The sequence below is a fragment of the Haladaptatus sp. DYF46 genome (assembly GCF_021083305.1).
GTDB lineage: Archaea > Halobacteriota > Halobacteria > Halobacteriales > Haladaptataceae > Haladaptatus.
This window is the reverse complement of sequence record NZ_JAJFAY010000002.1, coordinates 675,085-698,913: the sequence shown is the minus strand read 5'-3', so window position 1 is coordinate 698,913 and position 23,829 is coordinate 675,085. Positions and strand designations below refer to the sequence as shown.

The window sequence follows — 23,829 nt, the reverse complement described above, 5'->3', positions numbered from 1 at the left end:
TCTCCTCCTGATAAAACATGGCAATCTTCGCGCTCGCGGAGGCGGCGGGTCCGACGCGCCCGACGTTCTGGAGGATCGGTCTGATGGGTGAGGCGATATTCTACTTCCTCGCCATCGTCACCGTCCTCTTTTTCGTCTACGGCGTCTACAACCGCTTCGCGAGGTACACCGACGGTGAGGAGGACTGGTTCGACCGGTTGGACGACCTTCCGGGGCGGATGACGCGTGCGGCGAAAATCGTCATCACGAACGAGAAACAGTTCAACCGCGATCTGTACGGCGGCCTGATGCACTCGTTCATCCTCTGGGGTTTCCTCACCCTCCTCATCGGCACGACGATTCTCGCCATCGACATGGACGGCTACCGCAAGTTCACCCACTACTTCCTCGGCGGCGAGAAATCGTTCTTCGTCGGCTACTTCTACCTCTCGTACTCGCTCGTGATGGACGCGATGGGACTGCTGTTCGTCGTCGGCGTCTCGATGGCGCTCTATCGGCGTTACTGGGTCCGAAACGAGCGCCTCTGGGGCAAGCACACGAGTCGGGAGGACGACCTGTTCATCTGGACTCTGTTCCTCCTCGGCGTCGGCGGCTACCTGACCGAGGGCGTTCGGATTCTCGGCACCAACTCCCCGAACTTCGAGACAGTGAGCTTCGTCGGCTGGTTCGTCAAGGACCTGCTCTCTGCGGCGGGCGTCACCCCTGAGATGGCGATGGCGTGGTATCCCGTCACCTGGTGGGCACACGCCCTCGTCGCGCTCGTCTTCATTGCGGCGATTCCGTACGCAAAACCGTTCCACATGCTATCGTCGTACGCCAACGTCGTCACCCGCGACGAGAAGGCGGGCAAGCGACTGCCGGGCGTTCCCTCCGACGCCAGCCCCGACGAAATCGGCGCGAGTTCCATCGACGACTTCTCGTGGAGACAACTGCTCGACCAGGACGCCTGTACGAAGTGCGGCCGTTGTTCGTCCGTCTGTCCCGCCAAGGCGTCCGGCCGCCCACTCGACCCGCGCGACGTGATTCTCGACCTGAAACAGTACCGCGAAAATCTGGACGCTGGCATGACCGATGAAAAGCCGATCATCGCTGATGGAGGTTCCAGCGTCATCGACAGCGAGACGATGGAGTCCTGCATGGCCTGCATGGCCTGCATGGACGCCTGTCCGGTCGAAATCGAACACCTCTCCTCGTTCACGGAGATGAACCGTCGCCTGACCGAATCCGGCCAGATGGACGTCAACGTGCAGGACGCGATGATGAACGTCTTCCAGAACGGCAACGCGTTCGGCGACCCCGAGCGACGCCGCCCGGAGTGGACCGAGGAACTCGACTTCGAGATTCCCGACGCCCGCGACGAGGACGTGGAGTTCCTCTGGTACGTCGGCGACTACCCGTCCTACGACGAGCGCAACCGCCGCGTCGCCCGCTCGCTGGCGACCATCTTCCACGAGACGGACGTCTCCTACGGCATCCTCTACGAGGACGAACAGAACGACGGCAACGACGTGCGCCGCGTCGGCGAGGAGGGCCTGTACGAGATGCTGGTCGAGGACAACGTGGCCGCCTTCGAGGGATGCGAGTACGACAAAATCGTCTGCACCGACCCGCACAGCTACAACACGTTCAAGAACGAGTACCCGGAGATGGCCGAGGAGTTCGACTCCCCGGTTTATCACTACACGCAGGTCGTGGAGGAACTGTTCCGGTCCGGCCGCATGGGCCTCTCGGGCACCGAACTCGACTACACCGTCACGTACCACGACCCGTGCCACCTCGGCCGGTACAACGACGAGTACGAGGCCCCCCGCGAAATCGTGAAAGGAACCGGCTGCACGCTGGACGAGATGCCGCGCAACCGCGCCAACTCCTTCTGCTGTGGCGGCGGCGGTGGCGGCCTCTGGATGGACTTCGAGGAGGACCCCAAACCGAGCGAGGAGCGCATCCGCGAGGCGCTCGAAGACACCGATGCCGCGAGCGGCGTCGAGAAGTTCGTCGTCGCCTGCCCGATGTGCATGACGATGTACGAGGACGGCCGGAAGACCGGCGGCTACGAGGACGACATCGAAATCGTGGACGTGGCCGAACTGGTCGTCGAAGCGCTCGGCGCGGAAGAGAAAATCAAAGTCTCGAACTGAGCATTCCGTTCTCGATTTCCGTTTCGCTCGTCGGTTTTCCCGACAGCCAGTAGGCCGACCAACCGGCAGGACGCGCGGCGAGAGCGAGGTTTCGAAGAAACCTCGTTCGAGCGCCCGGGGAGGTATGGGGACTCCGAGGGCGGGCGGCCCTACGGGTCCGGCCGCCCGCCCGCACGCGGTGCGGTCTTTTTCCCTAGCGACTGCCGTCCCGATGTACAATCCAACAACCCCCGAGTCTCCCTCGGAGGACTCTAATCCACGACGAAATTCGACTATTTCTCTTCCGGAAAATATTAGAATTATAACAACTATGCGAAGGGAATCCGATTGTACCAGCGATGAACTCCCTCCTCGTCGGCGTGGCGGCGTTCAGTTTCGTCTCGCACGTAGCCACGCTTTATCTTTGGTATCTCCGTGGTAAACCGCCAATCGTCCTCGTCACGTGGGCCGCATACGCGGTCTTCTGGGCGTATCTCGGCGTCACCGCGTTCTTCGAATTGGAGTTCGCCACCGTCGGATTGGCTGTCCTCCTCGTGGTTGTTCTCTCGCTTTCGGCCGTTCTCCTCCATCGCGAGTGGTGGAGCGACCGAACGCAGTACGTCTGACTTTCAGCCCAAGCTTCCCTGCGAACCCCGACCTTGACGAAACTCTCTTTTCTATCCTCAGAAAATAATTGGGTTCCTAACAACTATGCGAAGCGACCCCGATAGTGTGTGCAATGAACTCCGTCCTCGTCGGCGTCGCGGGAATCTGCTTCGTCGCACAACTCGTTATGCTCTACGGCAGGTACATCCAGGACGCACCCCGAATCTCTCTCGTTACCGGGGCCGGATACGCACTGTTCTGGGCGTATCTCGCCGTCACGGAGTTCTTCGAACTGGAGTTCGCCACCGTCGGGTTGGTGGTCTTGCTTCTGATTCTCCTCCCGCTCACGGTTGTTAGCGTCCGTCGCCAGCGTCGAGACAACCGAACGCGGTCCGCCTGAGAACCGACCCGGGTCTACTTTTTCGCTTTCTCCTCCCGCGCCCCACCGACCGCGCGCGCTATCAACCCGGCCTGTCCGCCCGCCACGAAGCCCGCGTCGATGTTCACCACGGAAAGCACCGTACACGATTGCAACATCCCCGAGAGCGCGGCCTCGCCGCCGCTCGCGTGGCCGTAGCCGTTCGACACCGGCAGGCCGATGACGGGCGTGTCCACGAGTCCGGCGATGACGGTCGGAAGCGCGCCCTCGCGTCCGGCGGCGACGACGAGGGCGTCCGCCGCGCGGAGGGCGTCCACCTCGTCCAGCACGCGGACCAGGGACGCGACGCCCACGTCGTGTATCTCCTCGACGGTCGCGCCCATCTCCGACGCGATGACCGCGGCCTCCCCGGCCGGAATCGCGTCGCTCGTCCCCGCGCTGACGATGCAAACCGTCGCGTCGAGTTCCGGCGGCTCGAACGTCGGCGCGTGGGCGACGAGGACGTTCGCTCGCGTTCGAACCCGAACGCTCGCTTCCGGGTGGTCCCCGTCGAGTCGCCGCCGTACCGCTTCGACATGGTCGTCATCCGCCCGCGTGACAACCGCTCTGCCCGCGGTTTCGACGGCCGTGGTCGCTAGCTCCGCGACTTCGCTCGGCGTCTTCCCGTCGGCGAGTATCGCCTCCGGAACGCCGCGACGCCGCTCGCGGGCGGCATCGAACCGCCCGGCCTCGTTCGTTGCATATCCCGACAGCATCGCCTCCGCTTCGGCGACGCTGATTTCTCCGTTCGCCACCGATTCGAGTAGTTCGCGCATATTCACTACTCTGTGGCCCTCCTACTCCGGTCTATCGTCTGCGGCCTCTCAACTTTACTCCACTTAAAGCTTTTGGCGCTCGCGACAGAGTAGGTCACATTCTTCTACTCGTGGCTGTTGACCGCATAATTTGGGAAGCTTTATTAAGCGGGCTACGGAACGTCAATCCTGTATGGCAGACCTTATTGTCAAAGCGGCTGTGAAAGAAGCGCTCGACGACAAAAACGTTGCCTCGGACTTCTACGACGCACTTGACGTCGAAGTCGAGGAACTCCTCGAGGACGCTGCACGACGCGCAGAAGAGAACGACCGAAAGACGGTCCAGCCGCGCGACCTGTAAAAACGGAACACACTTCATTCATTTATTTCGCTGCCCAGCGACGGCGTTGTCGATTACTCGCCGCGGCGAACGGACACGCGTAGACAGGTAGACAGCGAATCGACGAGGGTGGACGGCGTTCTACAATTGTCTCACTTCGACGCCATCGTCGCGTCCGACGTGTACCTCGTCGGCCATCCCGACGAACAGTCCGTGTTCGACCACGCCCGGAACCGCGGAGAGGGCCGAAGCGAGGTCGGCGGGCGCGTCGATCGTCCCGAAATCGCAGTCGAGGACGAGGTTGCCGTTGTCGGTGACGACCGGTCCGTCCTTTCGCTCCGCTTCGCGTAGAACCGGTTCGCCGCCCAGACGACGAACGTCGTCCGCGACAGTCGTCCGCGCGGCGGGTAGCACTTCCACCGGAACCGGGTGGTCCAGTCGCTCGGCGGCCTTGCTCGGGTCCACCACGACGAGGAATCGGTCCGCCGCGCCGTCCACGATTTTCTCCCGGGCGTGCGCCGCGCCGCCGCCCTTTATCAGGTCGCCGTCCGCGAACTGGTCCGCGCCGTCGATGGCGACGTCGATTCCGGATACCGAATCGAGGTCCGCGAGCGGAATTCCCGCGTCCCGTGCCAGTTGCCGCGACTGGAAGGACGTCGGAACGCCGCGGATGTCGAGCCCGGAGTCGACCATCCGACCGACCGCCCGAATCGCGTGGGCCGTCGTGCTTCCCGTTCCCAGTCCGACCACCGTGCCGTCTTCGACTTCGCTCGCCGCGCTCTCGCCCGCGTTTCGTTTCGCCTCGTCGCTTCCACCCGTCGTTTTCATGTTCGTGGCAATCGGCGCGCCCCGCAAAAAGGTTCCTAGCGCGTCGGTCCTAGCGTGCCGGCACGTGACGCCTCCCGTTAAATAAACTGTCCGTTCGAACCGACAGGTACAGGCTCGCTTCTTCGCTACATCCATCCGGATGTGACCTCACATTCCGAGGATGAGATTCGGCTCCTCTTGTACGCCTTTCGCCCGAGTCAGTCTTCGAACGGGAGTACGCCGGGTTCCTCGACGACTACCCACCAGTGGTAGTCGGCTTTCGGATGTCGCCCGTATCCTTTCGCCCACATTACCGTACCCGCCATCAACCGTCGTTTTTTGCACCTCCCAATAGCACTATCCCCCTCGGTCTCGTACCCCCGGCCATGACACGCGAACAATTAGTTCACGCGGCAGAGGAACTGAAACAGGCCAGCGCGGACACCTCCGGCGAGGTAAAGGACCGACTCGAATCGCAGGCCGACACGCTCCACTCGCTCGCGGAGGCCGACCAAGGACCGGACCACGGCCGACTCGACCGAATCATGCACGCCCTCTCGGAACTCAAAGGCGACGTGGACGAGGAAACCGCGGGACGCATCGAGAGCGCCTACGACCACGTGAAAGCCCACCGCGAAACGGTCAGCGGCGTTTAAAAACGTTCAGCAGACCGGTTTCGGGTTGACGCCCATCGACTCCAACGACTCGGTGTACTCGTCGTAGGCGGCGGTGATGGCCCCTGCGGCGGCCTCTTTTGCGGTTTCCCAGTCTCCGTCCGACTCACAGCGCTCGTCGAGGAGCGCGAGCGCGTCGTCCAACTGGTCGCCGAGGTCGCCTTTCAGGTCGCGGAACAATTGCGCCGTCTTCGGGTCGGCCTGTCCCGTGAAGAAGCCCGTCATCTGCTCCTTCGACTTCTCGCTGGCGAGCGTCCGCCCGACGAATCCGCCGAGGCGCGCGGTGGTGTCGTCCAGTCCGCGCAGGTACTCGTGGAGCGCGGGAACGTCACCCATCTCGTGGTCGTCCACCTTCCCGGAAACCCGCTCATAGTGGCCGTTCTCGACCTCCGCGATGCCTGCAAACAACTCGCTCGCGGCCTCGTCGTCCTCGTCGTCGGCCCAGCCCTCGAACGTCCGTGCGGCGGCGTGTTCGGCATCGGCGGCGGCGTCGAACACCTCGTCCGGGTCCATCTCGCCGCCGGTCGCGGCGTAGAGTGATTTCGAGGAACCGAGACGGGAGAGGGCGGTTTCGTTTTCTTTGCGGACGGCTTCGAGAAAGTCCTCCGTATCCATGGGCCACGGTACGAAGCCATCCGGCTTGTAATCACCGACGGCGGAAAACGCGAGCTCGACGAATCGTAGTTCGAAGCGGTTCTCAGGACATCTCGTCCAACGGGACGAAGACGTCCGCGTCGGCTGTTATCCAGCTCGCCATGCGTTCGAGGCGGGTGGCTTCCGTCGGGTAAATCGTACACCTGTTCGGCTTTCCGTCGTACTCGACCACGACGGACGACAGCTCGAAGGACTGCGGGGCGACGACGTTCTGTTCCGGTTCGGACGGTTTGTCGACGGTATGGAAATGGCCGGTCATTGTGTCCTCGTGGGGCGTCCCGACGACGCCTCACTATTGAGATTCGACCCGCTCTCAATAACCCCTGCTAGTTGTTCTCAATAGCTCTCGGGAGCGGTGGGTAACTCCCGACCGTTGGGGATGTCTCTGTAGTGGAACGGACTCCGAAAAAACCGGCGTCGGTGCTTCCGTCGCCCTGGTTAGTTTCCGGTCTCGATGGGCGCGTCCACGAGGTTGCCCCATTCGGTCCACGACCCGTCGTAGTTGACGACGTTGTCGTAGCCGAGGAGTTCCGACAGTGCGAACCACGCGATGGACGAGCGCTCGCCGATACGGCAGTAGGCGACGACCTCTTGGTCGTTCGTGACGCCCTCGCTCTCGTAGAGGTCGCGGAGTTCGTCGGCGCTCTTGAACGTCCCGTCGTCGTTCACCGTGGCCGCCCACGAGATGTTCGACGCGCCGGGGACGTGGCCGCCGCGCTGGGCCGTCTCCTGCAGTCCTGGGGGTGCGAGGATTTCGCCGCTGAACTCCTCGGGCGAGCGAACGTCCACGAGCGGAACGCCGCGGTCGATTGCTTTCTCCACGTCGTCGCGGTAGGCGCGGATGCCTTCGAACGGGCCACGGGCGTCGTACTCGACTTCGGGGTACGACGGTTCCTCGTCCGTCGTCGGGAAGCCGTTGTCGAGCCAGTAGTCGCGCCCGCCGTCGAGGAGTTTCACGTTCTCGTGGCCATAGTACTTGAACTGCCAGTACGTGTAGGCGGCGAACCAGTTGGAGTTGTCACCGTACAGAACGACGGTGGTGTCCTCGCCGATGCCGTGGCTGCCGAGCAGGTCCTCGAAGTCGTCCTTTTCGAGGATGTCACGCGTGGTCTGGTCCTGAAGCTGTGTCTCCCAGTTGAAGCCGACCGCACCCGGCGCGTGGGCGGCGTCGTAGGCTTCCGTGTCCACGTCGACCTCTACGAGCCGATAGTCCGATTCGTCGCTCCCGAACTCGTCGAGGTGGTCTTCGACCCACTCCGCGCTGACGAGAACGTCCTTAGCGTAGTCACTGTCACTCATGCACGTTCCTCTTTCGACGCTCGGGTTATATTCTTGTATCTGCCGGAAGGTTCCGCCTTCTGTCGAGCCTCCCGGCAAGAATCTCCGCAAAAGGGTGGCGAATCGTCCGGTTCCCCGTCGCCCGTGGCCCGGCGACCGGGCACATCCTCCAAAAACCGGTAATATATTCCGGTAGCTCCAGTCGCAAGCCGGATTCGACGGAACCCGGATGGCTAAGACGTTGGACTCGGTATCGGGCACCAATGCACGAGAACGTCGTCGTCTCGGCCGATTGGCTCGCCGAACGACTGGACGAGGTACGGGTCGTGGACGTCCGGGACGCGTGGGAATACGACGGAATCGGCCACCTTCCCGGCGCGGTCAACATCCCGTTCGACGCGTTCCGCTCGTCCGACGCGGACGACGCCGGAATGCTTCCCGGCATCGAGACGTGGGAGGACCTCCTCGGGGACGCCGGTATCGACGAAGCGGATACCATCGTCGCCTATGACGACATGCACGGCGTGTTCGCGGCGCGATTCCTCGTCACCGCGGAACTGTACGGTCACGAACGCCTCCACCTCCTCGACGGCGATTTCAGTTCGTGGCAACGCGACAACGAGACGACGACCGACGCACCGTCTCCCGATTCGGTTTCCTATTCGACCCGTACGCCGAACAGGTCTCCACTCGTCGGGCGCGAGGAAGTCGAAGACGCGATCGACGACCCCGACGCCGTACTGGTCGACACCCGCGACCCCGAGGAGTTCGCCGAGGGCCACCTCCCCGGCGCGGTCAACGTCGATTGGCTCGACCTCGTGGACGACGAAACGCGCGGCATCAAATCCGCCGATGAACTCCGAGAGGTCCTCGAATCGAACGGCGTCACCCCCGACAAACGTATCGTCCTCTACTGTAACACCGCTCGCCGAATCAGTCACACCTACGTCGTTCTCTCATCGCTCGGCTACGACGACCTCGGCTTTTACGAGGGAAGCCTCACCGAGTGGACCGCGAACGACGGCGAACTCGAACGAGAGTGATCCCCTTACGCGGGGAGCGGTTCGTTCCCCCCCGTTCGTCGCTCGTGTCGATTTACCCATCAAAAGAGGCTCGGCACGTAGTAAAGTGAGCGGCCGTTTCCCCTTCGGTAACGGGCGTGGAGGCCGCTGTAACGATCACTACCCTTCGGTATCGGTTACGCCCGTCCGGTGAGCAGAGATTGCTCGTCTGACCCTAACTGCGATAGTTTTCCATTGGCCGCCGAAACAGTCGCGGCCATTTATCTTCGGTTCCGGCCTATAGCCTTTCACCCCGGGAGGGGGGAAAAGGATGACTAAGAGAGAACAACAAGACGCAGAAAACGTCGAATCGAAAGAACGTCGCTCGTTCATGAAGAAAGGCGCACTCGCGACGGGTGCGCTCGCACTGGGATTGGGAAGCGCCGGAAGCGCTTCGGCGCAGAGTTCCAACGTACTGGTCTACACGTACGACTACCACCCGAACGTCGAGTTCCGGGTCGTGAACTCGTTGGAAGCGGCGACGACAGTTCGCCTCCTCGAACGACCCGGTGGCGGCAACGTGCCGGAGATCAGCCAGCCTGACGACTACAACGGCTACATCATCCGCTATCTCCTCGGTGGCGGTAGCGGTGGTGGGCAGGGCTCGATCACCACCTTCATGTTCAAACAAGGTGGCCAGTCCCTGAGCCAAGGCGACACGCGGCGCTTCAGCGAGGATGGGTCCATCTTCAGCAGCGAACTCAACCTGCTGAGCACCAACCTCCGCTAACCGATTCGACTGTATTGGGGGGTAACAACAACGCGGTTCCGTACCCATTTTTTGGCCGTCGAAACACCGATGCCGACGATAGAGTTACGGACGCCACGACCGATTTCGATACCTCGAAAACACATGAGAGATACATTCAATACGGAAACGCCGCCGTCGGAAAGCATTCTTTCCCGGTTCGACACCTCCGTCCGCTCGCTGGTTGCCGCTCAACCGTCCGGAACCGTGTTGGTGTTCACCCGTGATTTCTACCCGAACGTTCCGTTCCGAATCGTCTCCCAACTGCCCGCGTCCATCACGGTGACTATTCTCGACGAACCGCCCGACGACGTACAGGTGATTTCGCAACCCGACGAGTACAACGGCTACGTCATCACCTACGAGGTGTACGGGACGCCCATCTTCGTTTTTCTGTTCTCCCGTCGGTACCTCCCGGTTGGAACCAGGTTCCGGTTCAGCGACGATGCGACGTATTTCAGCGCCAATCTGGACCTCATCGAAGTCTCCGTCGCGCGGAGCGGATGAACGTCACCTATGACTCTCTAGTTTCTACATTTCTACTTACTCTCCACTAGTGTGCTAGAATAAATAATATAGATCCCATATGCGGTTACAATATTCAGAAATAAAGGGATGAGCAATGAGTATGTCCATTATCCTTATTTAGTGGGCGTTTGTTCGAGATTAACAGAAGAAATCGAACGTCGTGAGTCACGGTGCGGCATACGTAGACAAACAATGGGTGATTCAACCACATGGTACACAAAAAGGAAAAATGGAAAGGGGAGATGTACGGCGATGCGGTGCGGAAAAAGATAGTCGAGTTCGCGGAGAGCGGTTGGGAGACGATTCCCGAGGACGAACGCGACGCGTGGTTTACGCGGTTCAAATTCTGGGGCGTATTTCACCAACGAACCGGTCAGGAGAGCTATTTCATGATGCGTCTGACCAACTGCGGCGGAATCCTCGAACCCGGACAACTGCGCGCCATCGGCGACGTCGCACGCGAGTATGCGACGGGACCGGCGGACAACCCGGAGTTCGGAAACGGGTTCGTGGATTTCACGACGCGTCAGTCGATTCAGCTCCACTGGATAAACCTCGAGGACGTCCCGGATATCTGGGAGAAACTGGAGTCCGTCGGCGTCTCGACCCGCTCGGCCGGCGGGGACACGATGCGAAACATCTCCGGATGTCCGGTGGCTGGGAAGGACGAGCACGAGTTCGTCGAAACCCGCGCGTTGCTCGACCGGATTCAGTCGCAGTTGCGCGACGACGACGTGTTGTGTAACATGCCGCGGAAGTTCAACATCTCCGTGACCGGTTGCCGGGAGGGTTGTGCACAGGACTCCATCAACGACGTCGCCCTCGAACCCGCTCGAAAGCTCGTCGACGGAACGCCGGTCAAAGGGTTCAACATGCGTGCGGGCGGCGGCCTCGGCGGACGGGAACCCCGCCGCGCCCGGTCGCTCGACGTCTTCGTCACGCCGGACGACGCGTACGAAACCATCCGTGCGTTCGTGGAACTGTACCACGAGGAGGGGAATCGGCAGAACCGGCGGAAGAATCGCGGTCGTTTCTTCGTCGACGATTGGGGGACGGACGACATTCGCGAGGCGCTCACCGAGCGGGTCGATTTCCCCCTCCTCCACGCCGGGACGGACCTCCGCGACCGATACACGTACAATGCGGGGAAACCCGACGAACGAGGGAAACACGATCACGTCGGGATCCACGAACAGGCCGACGGCGACTACTACGTCGGCTTGAACGTCCCGGTCGGACGCGTTACCGCCGACGAGGCCGTCAACCTCGCCGACCTCGCCGACGAGTACGGCAGCGGCGAAATCAGGCTCACCCGCCGTCAGAACCCCATCATCGTGGACGTGGACGAGGACCGACTCGACGAGTTGCTCGCCGAACCCCTGTTGGAAACCCACGCACCCGAACCGACCCCGTTCACACGGGGAGCGATGGCGTGTACCGGGACCGAGTTCTGCTCGCTCGCCCTCACCGAAACCAAGGTCAGAATGACCGCGATGCTCCGGTGGCTCCGGGCCAACGTCGATCTTCCCGACGACGTCTCCCGACTGAAGATCCACTTCTCGGGCTGTACCGCCGACTGCGGGCAGGCGATGACGGCCGACATCGGGTTGCAGGGGATGCGCGCCCGCAAGGATGGCGAGATGGTCGAGGCGATGGACGTCGGCGTCGGCGGCGGCATCGGCGACGAACCGGCGTTCATCGAGTGGGTCCGACAACGCGTTCCGGCCGACGAAGTGCCGGGACTCGTGAAGAACCTCGTCGAAGCGTTCGCCGCGCTTCGGGAGGAGGGACAGACGTTCCGGGAGTGGGTCGATGCCACCGGCCACGAGTCCATCATCGAACTCGCGACTCCCGAGGAAACCGACTACGAGGACCCCTGTCTCCACGACGCGAAACAGTCGTGGTACCCGTTCTCGAACGAGGATAGCCCCGCACCGACCGCGCCGGACGGCACCCCCATCACTAGCGATGACTGAACGCGCCCATCCGAGTCGGTCCGCCGGTCGCTCGAACAGGAACTCCGAGGAGGGAAGCTTCCCGTGAGGAACACCGTCTCGACCACGTGCATGCGGTGTGCGGTCGGTTGTGGTCACGTCAATCAGACCCCGGATGTCGGGTACGGTATCGACATCGTTCGCGGCGACGTCACCCATCCGGTGAATCAGGGCCTCGCCTGTCAACGCGGCATTCGGGAGAGCAGGGACCCCGATGGCAAGTGGTTGACGCGCCCGCTGATTCGGGAGGGAGACGAACTCCTCCCGACGACGTGGGACGTCGCGCTCGGTCGCGTGGTGGAACGATTCTCGACCACCGTCGAACGCGACCCGGACGGCCTCGCCGTCCTCGGGAGCGGCCAGCAGACGAACGAGGCCGCGTACCTCCTCGGGAAACTGGCCCGCGGCGGGTTCGGCACCCGATACTACGACGCCAACACCACCCTCTGTATGGCCAGCGCGGTGACGGCCTACTACGACGCCTTCGGGAGCGACGCGCCACCGTGTACCTACGACGACATCGCGGACGCCCGAAGCCACGTCGTCTGGGGTGCGAATCCCGCCGTTGCCCACCCGGTTATGTTCAGGTGGATTCAGGAGAGCGCGAGCGACGACGACAGCGAGTTACTCGTCGTCGACCCGGTCGAATCCGAGACGGCCGTCGTCGCCGACGAACACGTTTCGCCAGACCCCGGCGGCGACCTCGCCCTCGCACGCGCCGTATTGGCCCGAATCGCCGAACGGGACGCCACGGACGACGCGTTCGTCGACGATGCGACGGTCGGGTTCGACGCGCTCCGGGCCGAACTCCCGACCGCGGCGGACGGGGCGGCGGCCGCAGGCGTCGCTCTCGACGCCGTCGACGAACTGGCCGACGCGCTCGCCGATCCGACGCTCCTCTACTGGGGCATGGGCGTCAACCAGAGTACGCAGGGAACCGCGACGGCGGGCGCTCTGATAGACCTCTGCCTCGCCACCGGCAACCTCGGCCCCGGAACGGGACCGTTCTCGCTGACCGGACAGGCGAACTCCATGGGGACGCGCGTCTGTTCGTCCAAGGGGACGTGGCCGGGCCACCGGTCGTTCGACGATCCGAACGAACGGGCGGTCGTCGCGGACACATGGGACGTTCCCGCGGAGCGATTGCCCGACGATTCCGGACCCGGACCGGTCGGAATCGTCGAGGCCATCGAGGGCGGTCCGGTCGAGACGGTGTGGACCGTCGCGACGAATCCCGTCGCCGGATTGCCCGACTCGTCTGCGGTCCGCGAGCGACTCGACGAGGCGTTCCTCGTCGTGCAGGACGCCTTCCACACCGAGACCGTCGAACTGGCCGACGTCGTCCTCCCCGCAGCGACGTGGGGCGAGTCGGACGGGACGACGATGAACATGGAGCGACGCGTCTCCCGCGTTCGGTCCGTGATGGACACACCGACCGGCGTCCGCACCGACCTCGACATCATCAGCGCTATCGCGGAAGGGATGGTCCCCGGACTGACGGGGCGACCCGACCCGCGGGCCGTCTTCGAGGAGTTGGCGGCCCTCACGGCGGGAACGCCCGCCGACCTCTCGGGCATCGGCTACCCCCGCCTCGAAGAGGAGAAGGCCGTCCGCTGGCCCGCGCCCGACCCGAAATCGTGCGGCGGCTACCGGTACTACGACGATGGGGACTGGTCGTTCGAGACGGCGTCCAGTCGCGCCCGATTCTCCACGGGGACCCATCGAGGCGTTCCGGAACCCACGAACAAGGAGTACCCCCTCACGCTGACGACGGCACGAACCGCGGACGGGTACAACACCGGCATCCGTTCCCGCTCCCTCGATCCGTCCAGTCCGAACGCGCGGGTGCATCCGAAGACGCTCGAATCCCTCGACATCGACGGTACGGAGGCAGTTCTCGCGTCCCGACGAAGCGAGGTTCCGGTCCGAATCGAGACGGATTCGGCGGTTCCGCGGGGCGTCGTCTGGCTTCCGATTCACCACCCGAGGACGAACGAACTGACGCTCCCCGACACGGACCCGCGCTCCGACGAACCGAACTACAAACAGTGTGCGGTGCGGCTCTCGCCACGTCCGACCGAACGGGCCGCGGCCGCCGGAGCGGAGGTTGCGAGCGATGACTAACAAGGTCGAACAGCTGATAATCGCGACTGTCGGGTTTTTCTGGGCGTTTCTGATGTGGTTCTCGACCGCCGCGTTCAGCACGAGCATCGGGGATTTCTACGGCCTCACCACCGGCCAACTCGCCCTGCTCGCCAGTTCGGCCATCTGGCTCGCGCCGCCCGGTCGCGTCATCGCCGGGTGGGCGGCCGACAGACTCGGCGCGCACAACACCTTCGCCATCATCCTCGCGTACTCCGGCGTGGTGAGCATCGCGTCCTCGTTCGCCGCGAGCTACGAGGTGTTGTTCGTCGAACGACTCGTCGTCGCCTCGGCGGGAATCAGCTTCGTCGTCGGCATCCAGCACGTCGCACAGTGGTTCGACGAACACGAGATCGGAACGGCGGAGGGGCTGTACGCCGGAACCGGGAACGTGGGTGCGGGCGTCGGCGCGCTGGTACTCCCGCGACTCTACGGAACGCATTTCAGCGACGCCTTCCTCCATCTCGGAATCGGCGCGCTCGTCATCGCGGCCGTCTACAAGTGGCGCGGCCAACCGGCCAAGGACCGGGCGACGGCCGAGGCCGCACGGAGCAACACGTCCTTCAGCGACACGATGTACGTCTGGACGCGGTACGCCGCCATCGGCCTCATGCTCGCCTACGCGATGTCCTTCGGGTTGGAAATCGCGATGAACTCGTGGCTCCCCACGTACTACACGGACGGTTTCGCCGGGTCCATCCGACAACTCGGGTTCACCGACACGGCGTCCGTTCAGGTCGCCGCCGGGACGTTCGCCGCCGTCCAGTCGTTCAACGCGTCGCTGTGGCGGCCGTTCTCGGGATACATGTCCGACCTCTGGCAGCGGAAGGGGTGGACGCCGTACCCCATCCTCGCGACCGACCAACCGTACTCGCCGCGCATCCACTGGCTGCTGACCGCGCTCATACTCATCACGGTGTCGATGACGGTCCTCACCGCCGTGGGACTCCTCGGCCTCCTTCCGTTGTCGGTGGTCGTCTTGGCCTGCTCCGGAATCGCGGTGAGTTTCGGCACCGGCGGCGTGTTCGCCATCGTCCCGTTGGTCTTCCCCGACCGACCGGGGACGGCGTCCGGGTTCATCGGCGGCATCTCCACGACGGGCGGCATCGTCTACCCGCTCATGTTCGGCTTCATGCCAAACATACACATGGGGTACGCCTTCATCGCCGCCGTGTTCTTCGTTCCCATCATGCTGTTTTACCTGTGGGCGATGCGCTCCCGGCGGGGAATCGGCGACCACGGCATCGGTTCGAGGGAACGCTGGCTCGGCGAGAAAGGGGCGTCCGGAGCGTCGACGGGAGGTGATGACTGATGACGGAGTACGATTCGTGGTACAAGTGGGGAAAGGCCGTGCTGTATGCTGAGATGCTGATCGCGGTACTCGTGACGGTGTTCTCCCTGTACATGGCGTTCAACGGCCAAGCGGGATGGTTGGTCTGAGATGCGGTTCGACCCCTCATCGACGGAGGCGGTACCGTGAACACGACCACCGGTACGGTCTCCCTCGTCGGCGCGGGACCGGGCGACCCGGAACTCCTCACGGTCAAAGCCCGCCGTCTGCTCGACGAGGCGGACGTCGTCCTTCACGATTCGCTCGTCGGCGACGCGGTCATCGAATCGCTTCCGGACCACGCCACCGTCGTCCACACCGGCAAGCGCGCCGACGGCGGGCGAACGCCGCAGGCGGAGATCAACGCCCGAATGGTGCGGGAAGCCCGCGCCGGTAACGACGTCGTCCGGTTGAAAGGGGGCGACCCGACGGTCTTCGGCCGCGGCGGCGAGGAGGCCGAACATCTGGCGCGCCACGGAGTGCGGTTCGAAATCGTCCCCGGCGTGACGAGCGCCGTCGCTGCCGGGGCAGTCGCCGGTATCCCCGCTACCCACCGGAAGTGCGCGTCCAGCCTCACCGTCGTCACCGGACACGAAGACCCGGCCAAGGACGATACCGCTATCGACTGGGCGGCGCTCGCCGCGAACGTCGAGGCAGGCGGGACGCTCGTCATTCTGATGGGAGTCGGCCGCCTTCCCGACAACGTCGCCGCGCTCGGTTCGCACGGACTCGACGACGAAACTCCCGTCGCCATGGTCGAACGGGCGACGTTGCCCGACGAACGGGTCGTCACGGGGACGATAGCTACCATCGCCGATCGTGCGGCATCCGCCGACGTGAGACCGCCGGCGGTCACCATCGTCGGCGACGTGGTCGACGTTCGCGACACCGTCGAACGCCGTTTGGCCGACGAAACCGGTTCGATTCCGTCCTCGTGGGCGTCGTCGCCCGTGGTGAACGAAATCGAAGGGACGAACCGCGAGTAGTCCGGGCGACGTTCGAGGGCCGCCGTCTCGATTTCCAATATTTAATATAGCATCATACAATTTAGCCCACCGTTTCGCCACGTTTCAGTCGGCGTTTTTCGTTCGTCGTATCATGGCCGTTAAGTACCACCGACTACAACCACCGAGTAATGAAGCGACGAACCTTCCTTACGGCGGGCGCGACGGCGGTTGCCGGCCTCGCCGGCTGTCTGGGAGACTCCGATGACTCCGGGAACTCCGATTCGACTACGACCGGCGGTCCCGCTGCGAAGACGACGGCGCAAACCGAACTGAGCGGCACGCTGAAGGTCGCAACGTACAGCGCGCTCGTGGACGCACCCAGTTCATCGCCCGGCGCGTGGCTGAAAAAGGAGTTCGAGAAGGAGTACCCGAAAGCCACCCTCCAGTGGCAAACTCCTGAAAACGAGGTCAACTACTTCATCCAACGAAAGGCACAGGGCGTCGGCATCGACGCGGACGTGTACGTCGGGTTGAACGTGGACCAGCTCATCACCATCGACGACAAACTCGGCGGTAAGCAGTTGTTCACGCCGATTGCTGACTCCCTCTCGAACTACGGCCACGTCAAAGAGGGCCTGACGTTCGACCCGAAGAAACGGGCCGTTCCGTACGACACGGGCTACGTCAGCCTCGTCTACGACGAAACGAAGGTCGATGATCCCGGTACGTTCGACGCGCTGACGAAGCCGAAGTTCGAGGGGACGCTGTTGACCGAGAACGCCCAGCAGGCGGCGACGGGACGAGCCTTCCTCCTCTGGACGATTCACCAGATGGGCGAGAAGAACTACCTCGACTACTGGAAGCGGCTCTCGAACAACGACGTGCAGATTCTCGGGTCGTGGGACGCGGCCTACACCGCCTTCTCGAACGGCGAGCGACCAATCGTCGTCTCCTACTCCACCGACCAGGTGTACGCCCACCGCGAGGGAACGAACCTGAAGAAACACCAAGTCGGCTTCCTGAACGGACAGGGCTACGCCAACCCCGAAGGGATGGCGAAGTTCGCGAACACGGACAACTCGAAACTCGCCGACGCCTTCCTCGACTTCATGCTCTCCAAGAAGGCCCAGTCGAAGATTCCGACGCTCAACGTCTCGTTCCCGGCGACGGACTGGGCCGAACCGGGCAAGGAGTTCGAGAAGTACGCCAAAGCACCCGAGAAGCCCGTCACCTACTCCTACGACCAACTCAAGGGCAACGTGGAGGGATGGGTTGATGAGTGGGCGCGCCAGATTGCGAGCAAGTAGATGAAACCCGGGCGCTGGCTCGAACGACACTCGCTCGCCCTCCTCGGCGTCGTCACCAGCGCCCTGCTCGTCGTCCTGTTTTACTACCCCGTCTCCATCGTCTTCGCCGACGCGGGCGGTCTGAACGCCTTCCGCGACGTGCTCACCGACCGGTTTTATCTCTTCGACATCTTCTGGTTCACGGCGTATCAGGCGTTTCTCTCGACTATCGCCAGCGTCGCCCTCGGCCTGCCGGGTGCGTACATCCTCACCCGCTACGAGTTCCCCGGTCGGCGCACGGTCCGGTCGCTGACCATCCTCCCGTTCGTCATGCCGTCCATCCTCGTTGCCATCGGGTTCGTGGCGATGTTCGGTCAGAACGGCCTGTTCAACGACGTGGTCGGCGTCGTCGGCCTCGGCCCGTACTCGCTGCTCTACAACCTCCCGGCAATCGTCGTCGCCCACGCCTTCTACAACGCGCCGCTCGTCGCCCGCGTGACCAATGCGGCGTGGGAGAGCGTGGACGCCCGCGAAGTCGAAACCGCTCGAAGCCTCGGCGCTGGCCGGTTTCGGGCGTTCCGCGACGTACTCGTCCCGCAACTCCTCCCCGCGGTTCTCACCGGGGCGCTCCTCACGTTCATCTTCACGTTCATGTCGTTCCCGATCGTCCTCGCGCTGGGCGGATTCCAGTTCCAGACCGTCGAAGTGTGGGTGTACGCGCTCGTTCAGCGACTCGACTACTCCGAGGCGGCGGTCCTCGCCGTCCTCGAAACCACCCTGTCGCTCGCCCTGACCTACGGATACCTCCGGTACGAGGCCCGACAGAGTGCCGTCTCGCGGGCCAGCAGGCCCCTCCCTCGCAAACATCTCTTTTCGGATGACGGCACCCTCGCCGGAACGCTCGAACGCGCCGGAGTCGCTGTCTACCTCCTCGTCGTCCTCGTCCTCTTTCTCGGACCGCTCGTCAGTACCGTCCTCGAAAGCGTCACCGGCCCGTCCGGGTTTACCCTGCGCTACTACGAGTTCCTCGTCACGCGGCAGGTGTCCGGCGCGTCCTTCCAGACCAAACCCGGCGTCGCGGTCAGGAACTCCCTGATTTTCGGCGTCGGAACCCTCCTCGTCGCGCTCCCGATGGGCGTCGTCATCTCGGTGCTGACGCGGGCGAGGAAGAGCAGACTCGTGGAAGCGGTAGCCATGGCTCCGCTGGCCGTCAGCGGCGTCATGGTCGGCTTGGGAATGCTTCGCGGACTCGTCTTCGGGATTCCCATCGCGGGAACCCGGATACAGGTCGGCGGGGCGGTGGCAATCGTCGCCGCGCACGCCGTCGCGGCCTATCCGTTCGTCACGCGTAACGTCTCGCCCATGCTCGCCGGAATCGACCGACGAACCGTCGAGTCGGCGCGGGCGCTCGGCGCGACCCGCGTTCGAACGCTGGTCGATATCGAACTGCCCCTCGTGGCGGTCGGACTCGCCGCCGGGGCCGCCTTCGCGTTCGCCATCAGCATCGGCGAGTTCGACTCGACAGTTATTCTTGCCACCGGCAGTAGCAGTTACACGATGCCGGTCGCAGTCGAACGCTTCCTCGGCAAGCAGACCCTCGGACCAGCGACGGCCATGGGAACCGTCCTCCTCATCGTCACCGCCGTCAGTTTCGTCGTCATCGACCGCCTCGGCGGGAGGTGGGAGGGTGGTTGAACTCCGTCTCTCCGGCGTCCGAAAGGAGTACGACGGCGTGACCGCCCTGAAGGACGTGTCGTTTCGGGTCGCCGACGGCGAGTTCTTCACCCTCGTCGGCCCGTCGGGATGCGGGAAGACGACGACGCTCCGCACCGTCGCCGGGTTCGAGGACCTCACTGCGGGGACGGTTCGATTCGGCGAGCGCGAGATGGCGGGCGTCCCGCCGGAAGACCGCGGCGTCGGAATCGTGTTCCAGAACTACGCGCTATTCCCGCACATGTCCGTCGCGGAAAACGTCGGCTACGGCCTCCGGTTCCGCGACCCGCCGGGAGCGGTGACGGACGAGGAGCGCGTCCTCGAACTCCTCGAACTCGTCGGCTTGCCCGGATTCGAGGACCGCAACCCGGACGAACTGTCCGGCGGCCAGCAACAGCGCGTCGCCCTCGCACGCGCCCTCGCTCCCGGCCCCGACGTCCTCCTGTTGGACGAACCGATGAGCGCGCTGGACGCTCGCCTCCGCGACGACTTGCGAACCCAAGTCTCCCGAATCCAGTCCGAACTCGAAATCACGACGGTGTACGTCACCCACGACCAGGAGGAAGCCCTCGCCATCAGCGACCGCGTGGCCGTCATGAACGGCGGAAAAATCGAGCAGGTCGGCCGTCCCGAGGACGTGTACCGTCGCCCGGAATCGCGCTTCGTCGCGGAGTTCGTCGGCGAGAACAACGTCTTCTCGGGCGAGACTCGTGCACACGAAACGAGGGGGTCACGCGTCGCCGTCCGCGACCACGAGTTCCACCTCCCCGGTTCGACGGCCGATTCGGTGACGTTCTGCGTTCGTCCCGAAGCGCTCCGACTCGGCGGCGGCGAGAACTCCTTTTCGGCCACCGTCGAGAACGCCGAGTTCCTCGGCGAGGCGTTCCGCGTCCACCTCGATTGGGACGGGAAACCGGTCACGCTTCGCGTTCCCGAGGATCCGGAGGACGAGCGAGTTCGCGTCGGCTTCGACCCCGACGACGTACACGTCATCGACGGCGGAACTGCCGAACTCGTGGAACAGCGATAGTCGTACGACGGTCGCCCGAAGTTTCGAACGCGCCGTCACCGTCGAGGTTCCATTCGTGGGACACGAGGTGGCCGAACATCTTCTCGTGCATTCTTCCCAAAATGAATGCATGAAACAATTAAAACCGACAGTTGCCGCGAAAATCGAAGGTCTCCCTGTTTTGTGTTATCTGTTCGTGGTATCCGTCGTTCGGGTGCCGTACGTTCCCGTGGTATCGGAATCGTACGTTCCGTACGTTCCCTCGGTAGTGCCCCTATTGGTGGTTCCTCCGTTGTTCGTTCCCTGCGTCGTCCGGGTATTGTACGTTCCGCCCGAGGTACCTGTGTCGTACGTTCCTTGCGTCGTTCCCGTTCCACCAGAGGTTCCGGTGGACGTTCCGCCGCCACCGAACTGTCCGGACCTGTCGATGTTTCCGTTCATGCTCTCGGGGTGATACCGACAGTGGTACCGTCGAATTCGGTCGGTCGGCTTGAAGGTGAACGACCGGGTTTCCCCCTGTGTCGACGACGACCCGGTTCGATAGAGTACCTGCCCGTTCTCGCCGTTTTTCTGGCCGATGATCTGGAATTCGTGTTCCTCTCCGTCGAGATTTATCCAGGTAACTTTGTACCGCTCGGTGGGGAGGAATCCGAGCGTCGGATTACGCCCCCCTTCGATGGCTCTCGGAGCCAACCCGAGCCAATGGCCGACCCGCGCGCCGAGGATGATGTTCCGTCGATTTTCCTGTCCCCCGTTCCCACCGGATTGATTCGACTGGTCCGTGGTACTCGACGCGTTCGACGTTTCGACTTGGTTCGTCGTGTACGTCCCCGAATCGCTGGTGTTCTGTGCAGTCGTCAATCGCCCGAGAACGCCGAGTCCCGTCAACCCGCCCGCCGCTTTCAGCAGCGTTCGGCGCTGTGATTTGGGTGATCCTGTCATATGTTCCTCCGGACGTGGAACACTTCCTCGACGCAAAAAGCGCGCACACCGTTCGTGCCGACAATCCGAACCTATACGCTCGAAACGGTCGTTATTCTCGCTTAGTCGCCGTCCCAGAACCGGTCCAAGCCGAACGAGAGCATGTCCGGGCTGACCGGTTGGAACTCCTCACGCTCCGTCTCCGGGAAGAACTCGCGAACGCTGTCCCACGAGTCACGGGCGTAGCGACTGTCGACCAACACGCGAATCCCTCGTTCGTCCGACCCACGGATAACCCTGCCGAGCGCCTGCCGGGCCTTCCTGACCGCCGGGACGGTCAGCGCGTAGGTGAAGCCATCGCCGAACTTCCGCTCGTAGGCGGTTCGCACGGCACGCGTCCGCGGACTCGCGGTGTTGATGATGGGGACTCCGCAGACGACGGCGGCGCGGAGTCGGTCCCCGCGATAATCGACGCCCTCCGTTAGCGTTCCGCGAAGGCTCGTTACGAGCACCTTCGCCTCGCCGCCGAAGAACTCGTCTTTCAAGTCCTCCGTCGCCTCGTCCGCGCTACTCTCGTCCAACAACACCGGTTTGTCCACGACGCCCCGCAGGTGTTCGGCGGCCCACGTCGCCTCGGCGTAGTTCGGCATGCCGACGAGGACGTTGCCCGGCGAGCGCGCTACATCCCGAATCGCGTCCGCGTACACCTGTCGCGCTGGCGTCTCGTCGCCCGGCGCACCCCGGTTGTCGTACGTGAATTTCGGCGCGTCAACGGCGAAACTCTCGCGGTTCGATTCGGGGAAGTTCAGGCTGTATGTCCGCTCCACGACCGGTCTACCGTCGTTTTCGAGATGCGCGAGGCCGGACACCTTCTCGAAGATTTCGAGCGGTTCCAGCGTCGCGCTCATCAGGATGCCGCCGCCGAACTCCCCGAGTTGCTCGCCGATGGCGTCGCTCGGGACGCAGTTCTGCATGGCGAGTTGGGCGTTGTACGCCCGTCGCCACGAGTCGTTCGGTTCGCGGTCGTTCCACGTTCGTTCGAGAATGATTTCGCGGAAGTACTCCTCGTGGTCGTTGCGATACCACTCGCCGAGGGCGCGACCCGCCGGAAGCGCGGCCCGTTCGCTGTCCTCCTCGTCGGCCTCGTTGAGGATTCGAGCGACGATTGCTCCGACCGCCTCCGCACGCGCCCACGTCCCGCCGTCGTAGCCCGCTTCTTCCGCCCACTTGGAAATCTCGTCCGGTTGGGGGACGGTCGGGTCGCGGAGCGGTATCTCCTCGTCCGGTAGGTCGGTGAGGTTCGCCTTCCAGCCGCGATGTTCGCGCTCCAGGTGCGCCGTCACGCGCCGGTCGAGTTCGTCGCGCAAATCGCGGATGAAATCGCGGGTGTCCTCCAGTTCGCGGAGCGTGACGTTCGCGTCTTCGAGTTCCGTTCGGACGAGTTCCGCGTCGGCCGTGGTCTGTTTCGCGTCCCGGTCGTCGAACTTGACGGGTTGGATGACGCGCGTCAGTTCGGACTCGGCGTCCCGGAGCGTCGAATCGCCGACCGACTGGCTCACGAGGTCGCGGACGCGCGGTTCCAGCATGTGCGCTTCGTCGCAGACGAGGAAGGTGGAATCGTCCACGAGCGCGCCCGTGAACGTCGCCGTCGTCACCGGGTCGAAGGCGTGGTAGTAGTTGCCGACGACGACCTCGACATGGCCGAGCAGCGCCCCCATCATCGAGTGCGGGCAGGTCCCCCACTGGACGGAGTTGGCGACGAGCTCGGCGGGTTCGATGAGGCCCATGCTCTCGAAATCGAAGGGAACGGCCTCGATGGGGTCGCCGTCCTCCGGCATGTCGTCCAAGAACTGCGCGTAGAACGGACAGTACTCCACGTCGCTGTACTCGGGCATGTGTGGCGGGTACGGCGTCGGTTCGTCCGCCGTTTCGAGGAAGGACGCGCCGCTTCGCTGCTTTCCGGAGTCGGCCAACCCCGTCTGCTGGCTTCGGGCTTGGGACGCGAGGTTCTGGGCCGTCACCGCGCCGCCCTCGCCGGTCAGGTCGCGGGTGCGTTCCCGGAGTCCCTCACAGCGGTCGTAGACGTTTCCCTCGTCGATGTTCCCCGCGTTCTCCCTGCTGTAGGGGCACACGTCGGCCTTTCCGACGAGGGTCATCGCGGAGATGGGTTTCCAGTCGTCGGGGAGGTTCGCGTTGATGGTCTTCAGGTCGGTTTCGAACTGGCGGAGTTGCTGTTTGACGCTCGTGAGGACGAACACGCGTTCGTACTGGCTGTCCGGGTCGCGGACGAGGTCGAGACCCGCCGTCAGCGCCAGCATGGTCTTGCCAGTTCCGCAGGCACCTTCGATGACGGTGAAGCCGTCGTCGCGGGCGGTTTCGATGGCCGTCTCGATACCGTCCCGCTGCTCGTCGTATGGGGCGTCGTGTCCGAATATCGTCCGCCAGTCCGGCATCATTCTGTCTCTGTCTCCCCCCTGCTTAGGGCTGTTGACCTGAGGTGG

General features: G+C 63.6%; 23 protein-coding genes. 16 read left to right on the top strand and 7 right to left on the bottom strand.

The window, feature by feature from the left end; genetic code table 11:
• Positions 1-17: 17 nt before the first annotated feature.
• The 3 genes from LJF34_RS14825 to LJF34_RS14815 all read left to right on the top strand — a co-directional run bounded on the left by LJF34_RS14825 (position 18) and on the right by LJF34_RS14815 (position 3,123).
• Positions 18-2,138: a heterodisulfide reductase-related iron-sulfur binding cluster gene (locus LJF34_RS14825; protein WP_231185934.1), complete on the top strand. Its 2,121-nt coding sequence runs from the start codon at positions 18-20 to the stop codon at positions 2,136-2,138.
• A gap of 338 nt (positions 2,139-2,476) precedes the next feature.
• A complete protein-coding gene (locus LJF34_RS14820; protein ID WP_231185932.1) occupies positions 2,477-2,743 on the top strand; it encodes a hypothetical protein in 267 nt (88 codons plus the stop codon).
• A 113-nt stretch (positions 2,744-2,856) separates the two neighbouring features.
• Positions 2,857-3,123 (top strand): hypothetical protein, encoded by a 267-nt coding sequence (locus LJF34_RS14815; RefSeq protein WP_231185930.1) that lies wholly within the window; start codon positions 2,857-2,859, stop codon positions 3,121-3,123.
• Positions 3,124-3,137: 14 nt separating this feature from the next.
• Here the strand turns inward: LJF34_RS14815 and larB are convergent, their stop codons facing one another.
• On the bottom strand, positions 3,138-3,917 hold the full coding sequence (larB, locus tag LJF34_RS14810; RefSeq protein WP_231185928.1) for a nickel pincer cofactor biosynthesis protein LarB: 780 nt from the start codon (positions 3,915-3,917) through the stop codon (positions 3,138-3,140).
• Positions 3,918-4,089: 172 nt separating this feature from the next.
• On the opposite strand from larB, the gene LJF34_RS14805 reads away from it, so the two are divergent.
• Positions 4,090-4,257: a DUF1931 family protein gene (locus LJF34_RS14805; RefSeq protein ID WP_018128851.1), complete on the top strand. Its 168-nt coding sequence runs from the start codon at positions 4,090-4,092 to the stop codon at positions 4,255-4,257.
• Between the two features lie 120 nt (positions 4,258-4,377).
• Here the strand turns inward: LJF34_RS14805 and rpiA are convergent, their stop codons facing one another.
• Positions 4,378-5,064: a ribose-5-phosphate isomerase RpiA gene (gene rpiA / locus LJF34_RS14800; protein WP_231185926.1), complete on the bottom strand. Its 687-nt coding sequence runs from the start codon at positions 5,062-5,064 to the stop codon at positions 4,378-4,380.
• A 365-nt stretch (positions 5,065-5,429) separates the two neighbouring features.
• Here rpiA and LJF34_RS14795 point away from each other — a divergent pair, with 365 nt between their 5' ends.
• Positions 5,430-5,699: a hypothetical protein gene (locus tag LJF34_RS14795; RefSeq protein ID WP_231185924.1), complete on the top strand. Its 270-nt coding sequence runs from the start codon at positions 5,430-5,432 to the stop codon at positions 5,697-5,699.
• Between the two features lie 6 nt (positions 5,700-5,705).
• Here LJF34_RS14795 and LJF34_RS14790 read toward each other — a convergent pair whose 3' ends face one another.
• The 3 genes from LJF34_RS14790 to LJF34_RS14780 all read right to left on the bottom strand — a co-directional run bounded on the left by LJF34_RS14790 (position 5,706) and on the right by LJF34_RS14780 (position 7,670).
• Complete coding sequence (locus LJF34_RS14790) at positions 5,706-6,332, bottom strand: rubrerythrin family protein (RefSeq protein WP_231185922.1); 627 nt, start codon at positions 6,330-6,332, stop codon at positions 5,706-5,708.
• Between the two features lie 82 nt (positions 6,333-6,414).
• Complete coding sequence (locus LJF34_RS14785) at positions 6,415-6,630, bottom strand: hypothetical protein (protein ID WP_231185920.1); 216 nt, start codon at positions 6,628-6,630, stop codon at positions 6,415-6,417.
• Between the two features lie 179 nt (positions 6,631-6,809).
• Positions 6,810-7,670, bottom strand: coding sequence for a sulfurtransferase (locus LJF34_RS14780; protein WP_231185918.1), 861 nt, complete (start codon positions 7,668-7,670; stop codon positions 6,810-6,812).
• 242 nt (positions 7,671-7,912) lie between these two features.
• Here LJF34_RS14780 and LJF34_RS14775 point away from each other — a divergent pair, with 242 nt between their 5' ends.
• The 11 genes from LJF34_RS14775 to LJF34_RS14730 all read left to right on the top strand — a co-directional run bounded on the left by LJF34_RS14775 (position 7,913) and on the right by LJF34_RS14730 (position 20,428).
• Positions 7,913-8,692: a sulfurtransferase gene (locus tag LJF34_RS14775; RefSeq protein ID WP_231185916.1), complete on the top strand. Its 780-nt coding sequence runs from the start codon at positions 7,913-7,915 to the stop codon at positions 8,690-8,692.
• Positions 8,693-8,981: 289 nt separating this feature from the next.
• A complete protein-coding gene (locus LJF34_RS14770) occupies positions 8,982-9,440 on the top strand; it encodes a twin-arginine translocation signal domain-containing protein (protein ID WP_231185914.1) in 459 nt (152 codons plus the stop codon).
• 123 nt (positions 9,441-9,563) lie between these two features.
• Entirely contained in the window at positions 9,564-9,965 is a 402-nt protein-coding gene (locus tag LJF34_RS14765) for a hypothetical protein (RefSeq protein ID WP_231185912.1), read from the top strand.
• A 230-nt stretch (positions 9,966-10,195) separates the two neighbouring features.
• Positions 10,196-11,962, top strand: coding sequence for a ferredoxin--nitrite reductase (locus LJF34_RS14760; RefSeq protein WP_231185910.1), 1,767 nt, complete (start codon positions 10,196-10,198; stop codon positions 11,960-11,962).
• A 63-nt stretch (positions 11,963-12,025) separates the two neighbouring features.
• Positions 12,026-14,104, top strand: a complete 2,079-nt coding sequence (nasA, locus tag LJF34_RS14755) for an assimilatory nitrate reductase NasA (RefSeq protein WP_342765876.1) — start codon at positions 12,026-12,028, stop codon at positions 14,102-14,104.
• Entirely contained in the window at positions 14,097-15,434 is a 1,338-nt protein-coding gene (locus LJF34_RS14750) for an MFS transporter (protein WP_231185908.1), read from the top strand. The genes nasA and LJF34_RS14750 overlap by 8 nt, the downstream gene beginning before the upstream one ends.
• On the top strand, positions 15,434-15,562 hold the full coding sequence (locus LJF34_RS28975) for a hypothetical protein (protein ID WP_255666066.1): 129 nt from the start codon (positions 15,434-15,436) through the stop codon (positions 15,560-15,562). Before LJF34_RS14750 ends, LJF34_RS28975 begins: the two co-directional genes overlap by 1 nt.
• 36 nt (positions 15,563-15,598) lie before the next feature.
• Positions 15,599-16,438 carry a uroporphyrinogen-III C-methyltransferase gene (cobA, locus tag LJF34_RS14745; protein WP_231185907.1) on the top strand — a complete coding sequence of 280 codons (840 nt, stop codon included), beginning with the start codon at positions 15,599-15,601 and terminating at the stop codon, positions 16,436-16,438.
• 149 nt (positions 16,439-16,587) lie between these two features.
• Positions 16,588-17,706, top strand: coding sequence for a thiamine ABC transporter substrate-binding protein (locus LJF34_RS14740; RefSeq protein WP_231185905.1), 1,119 nt, complete (start codon positions 16,588-16,590; stop codon positions 17,704-17,706).
• A complete protein-coding gene (locus LJF34_RS14735) occupies positions 17,707-19,380 on the top strand; it encodes an iron ABC transporter permease (RefSeq protein WP_231185903.1) in 1,674 nt (557 codons plus the stop codon). It begins immediately after the preceding gene.
• Positions 19,373-20,428: an ABC transporter ATP-binding protein gene (locus tag LJF34_RS14730; protein WP_231185901.1), complete on the top strand. Its 1,056-nt coding sequence runs from the start codon at positions 19,373-19,375 to the stop codon at positions 20,426-20,428. Before LJF34_RS14735 ends, LJF34_RS14730 begins: the two co-directional genes overlap by 8 nt.
• A 165-nt stretch (positions 20,429-20,593) precedes the next feature.
• Here LJF34_RS14730 and LJF34_RS14725 read toward each other — a convergent pair whose 3' ends face one another.
• Both LJF34_RS14725 and LJF34_RS14720 read right to left on the bottom strand, forming a co-directional pair.
• Positions 20,594-21,349, bottom strand: coding sequence for a hypothetical protein (locus tag LJF34_RS14725; protein ID WP_231185899.1), 756 nt, complete (start codon positions 21,347-21,349; stop codon positions 20,594-20,596).
• A 101-nt stretch (positions 21,350-21,450) separates the two neighbouring features.
• Positions 21,451-23,781: an ATP-dependent DNA helicase gene (locus LJF34_RS14720; protein ID WP_231185897.1), complete on the bottom strand. Its 2,331-nt coding sequence runs from the start codon at positions 23,779-23,781 to the stop codon at positions 21,451-21,453.
• Between the last annotated feature and the right edge of the window lie 48 nt (positions 23,782-23,829).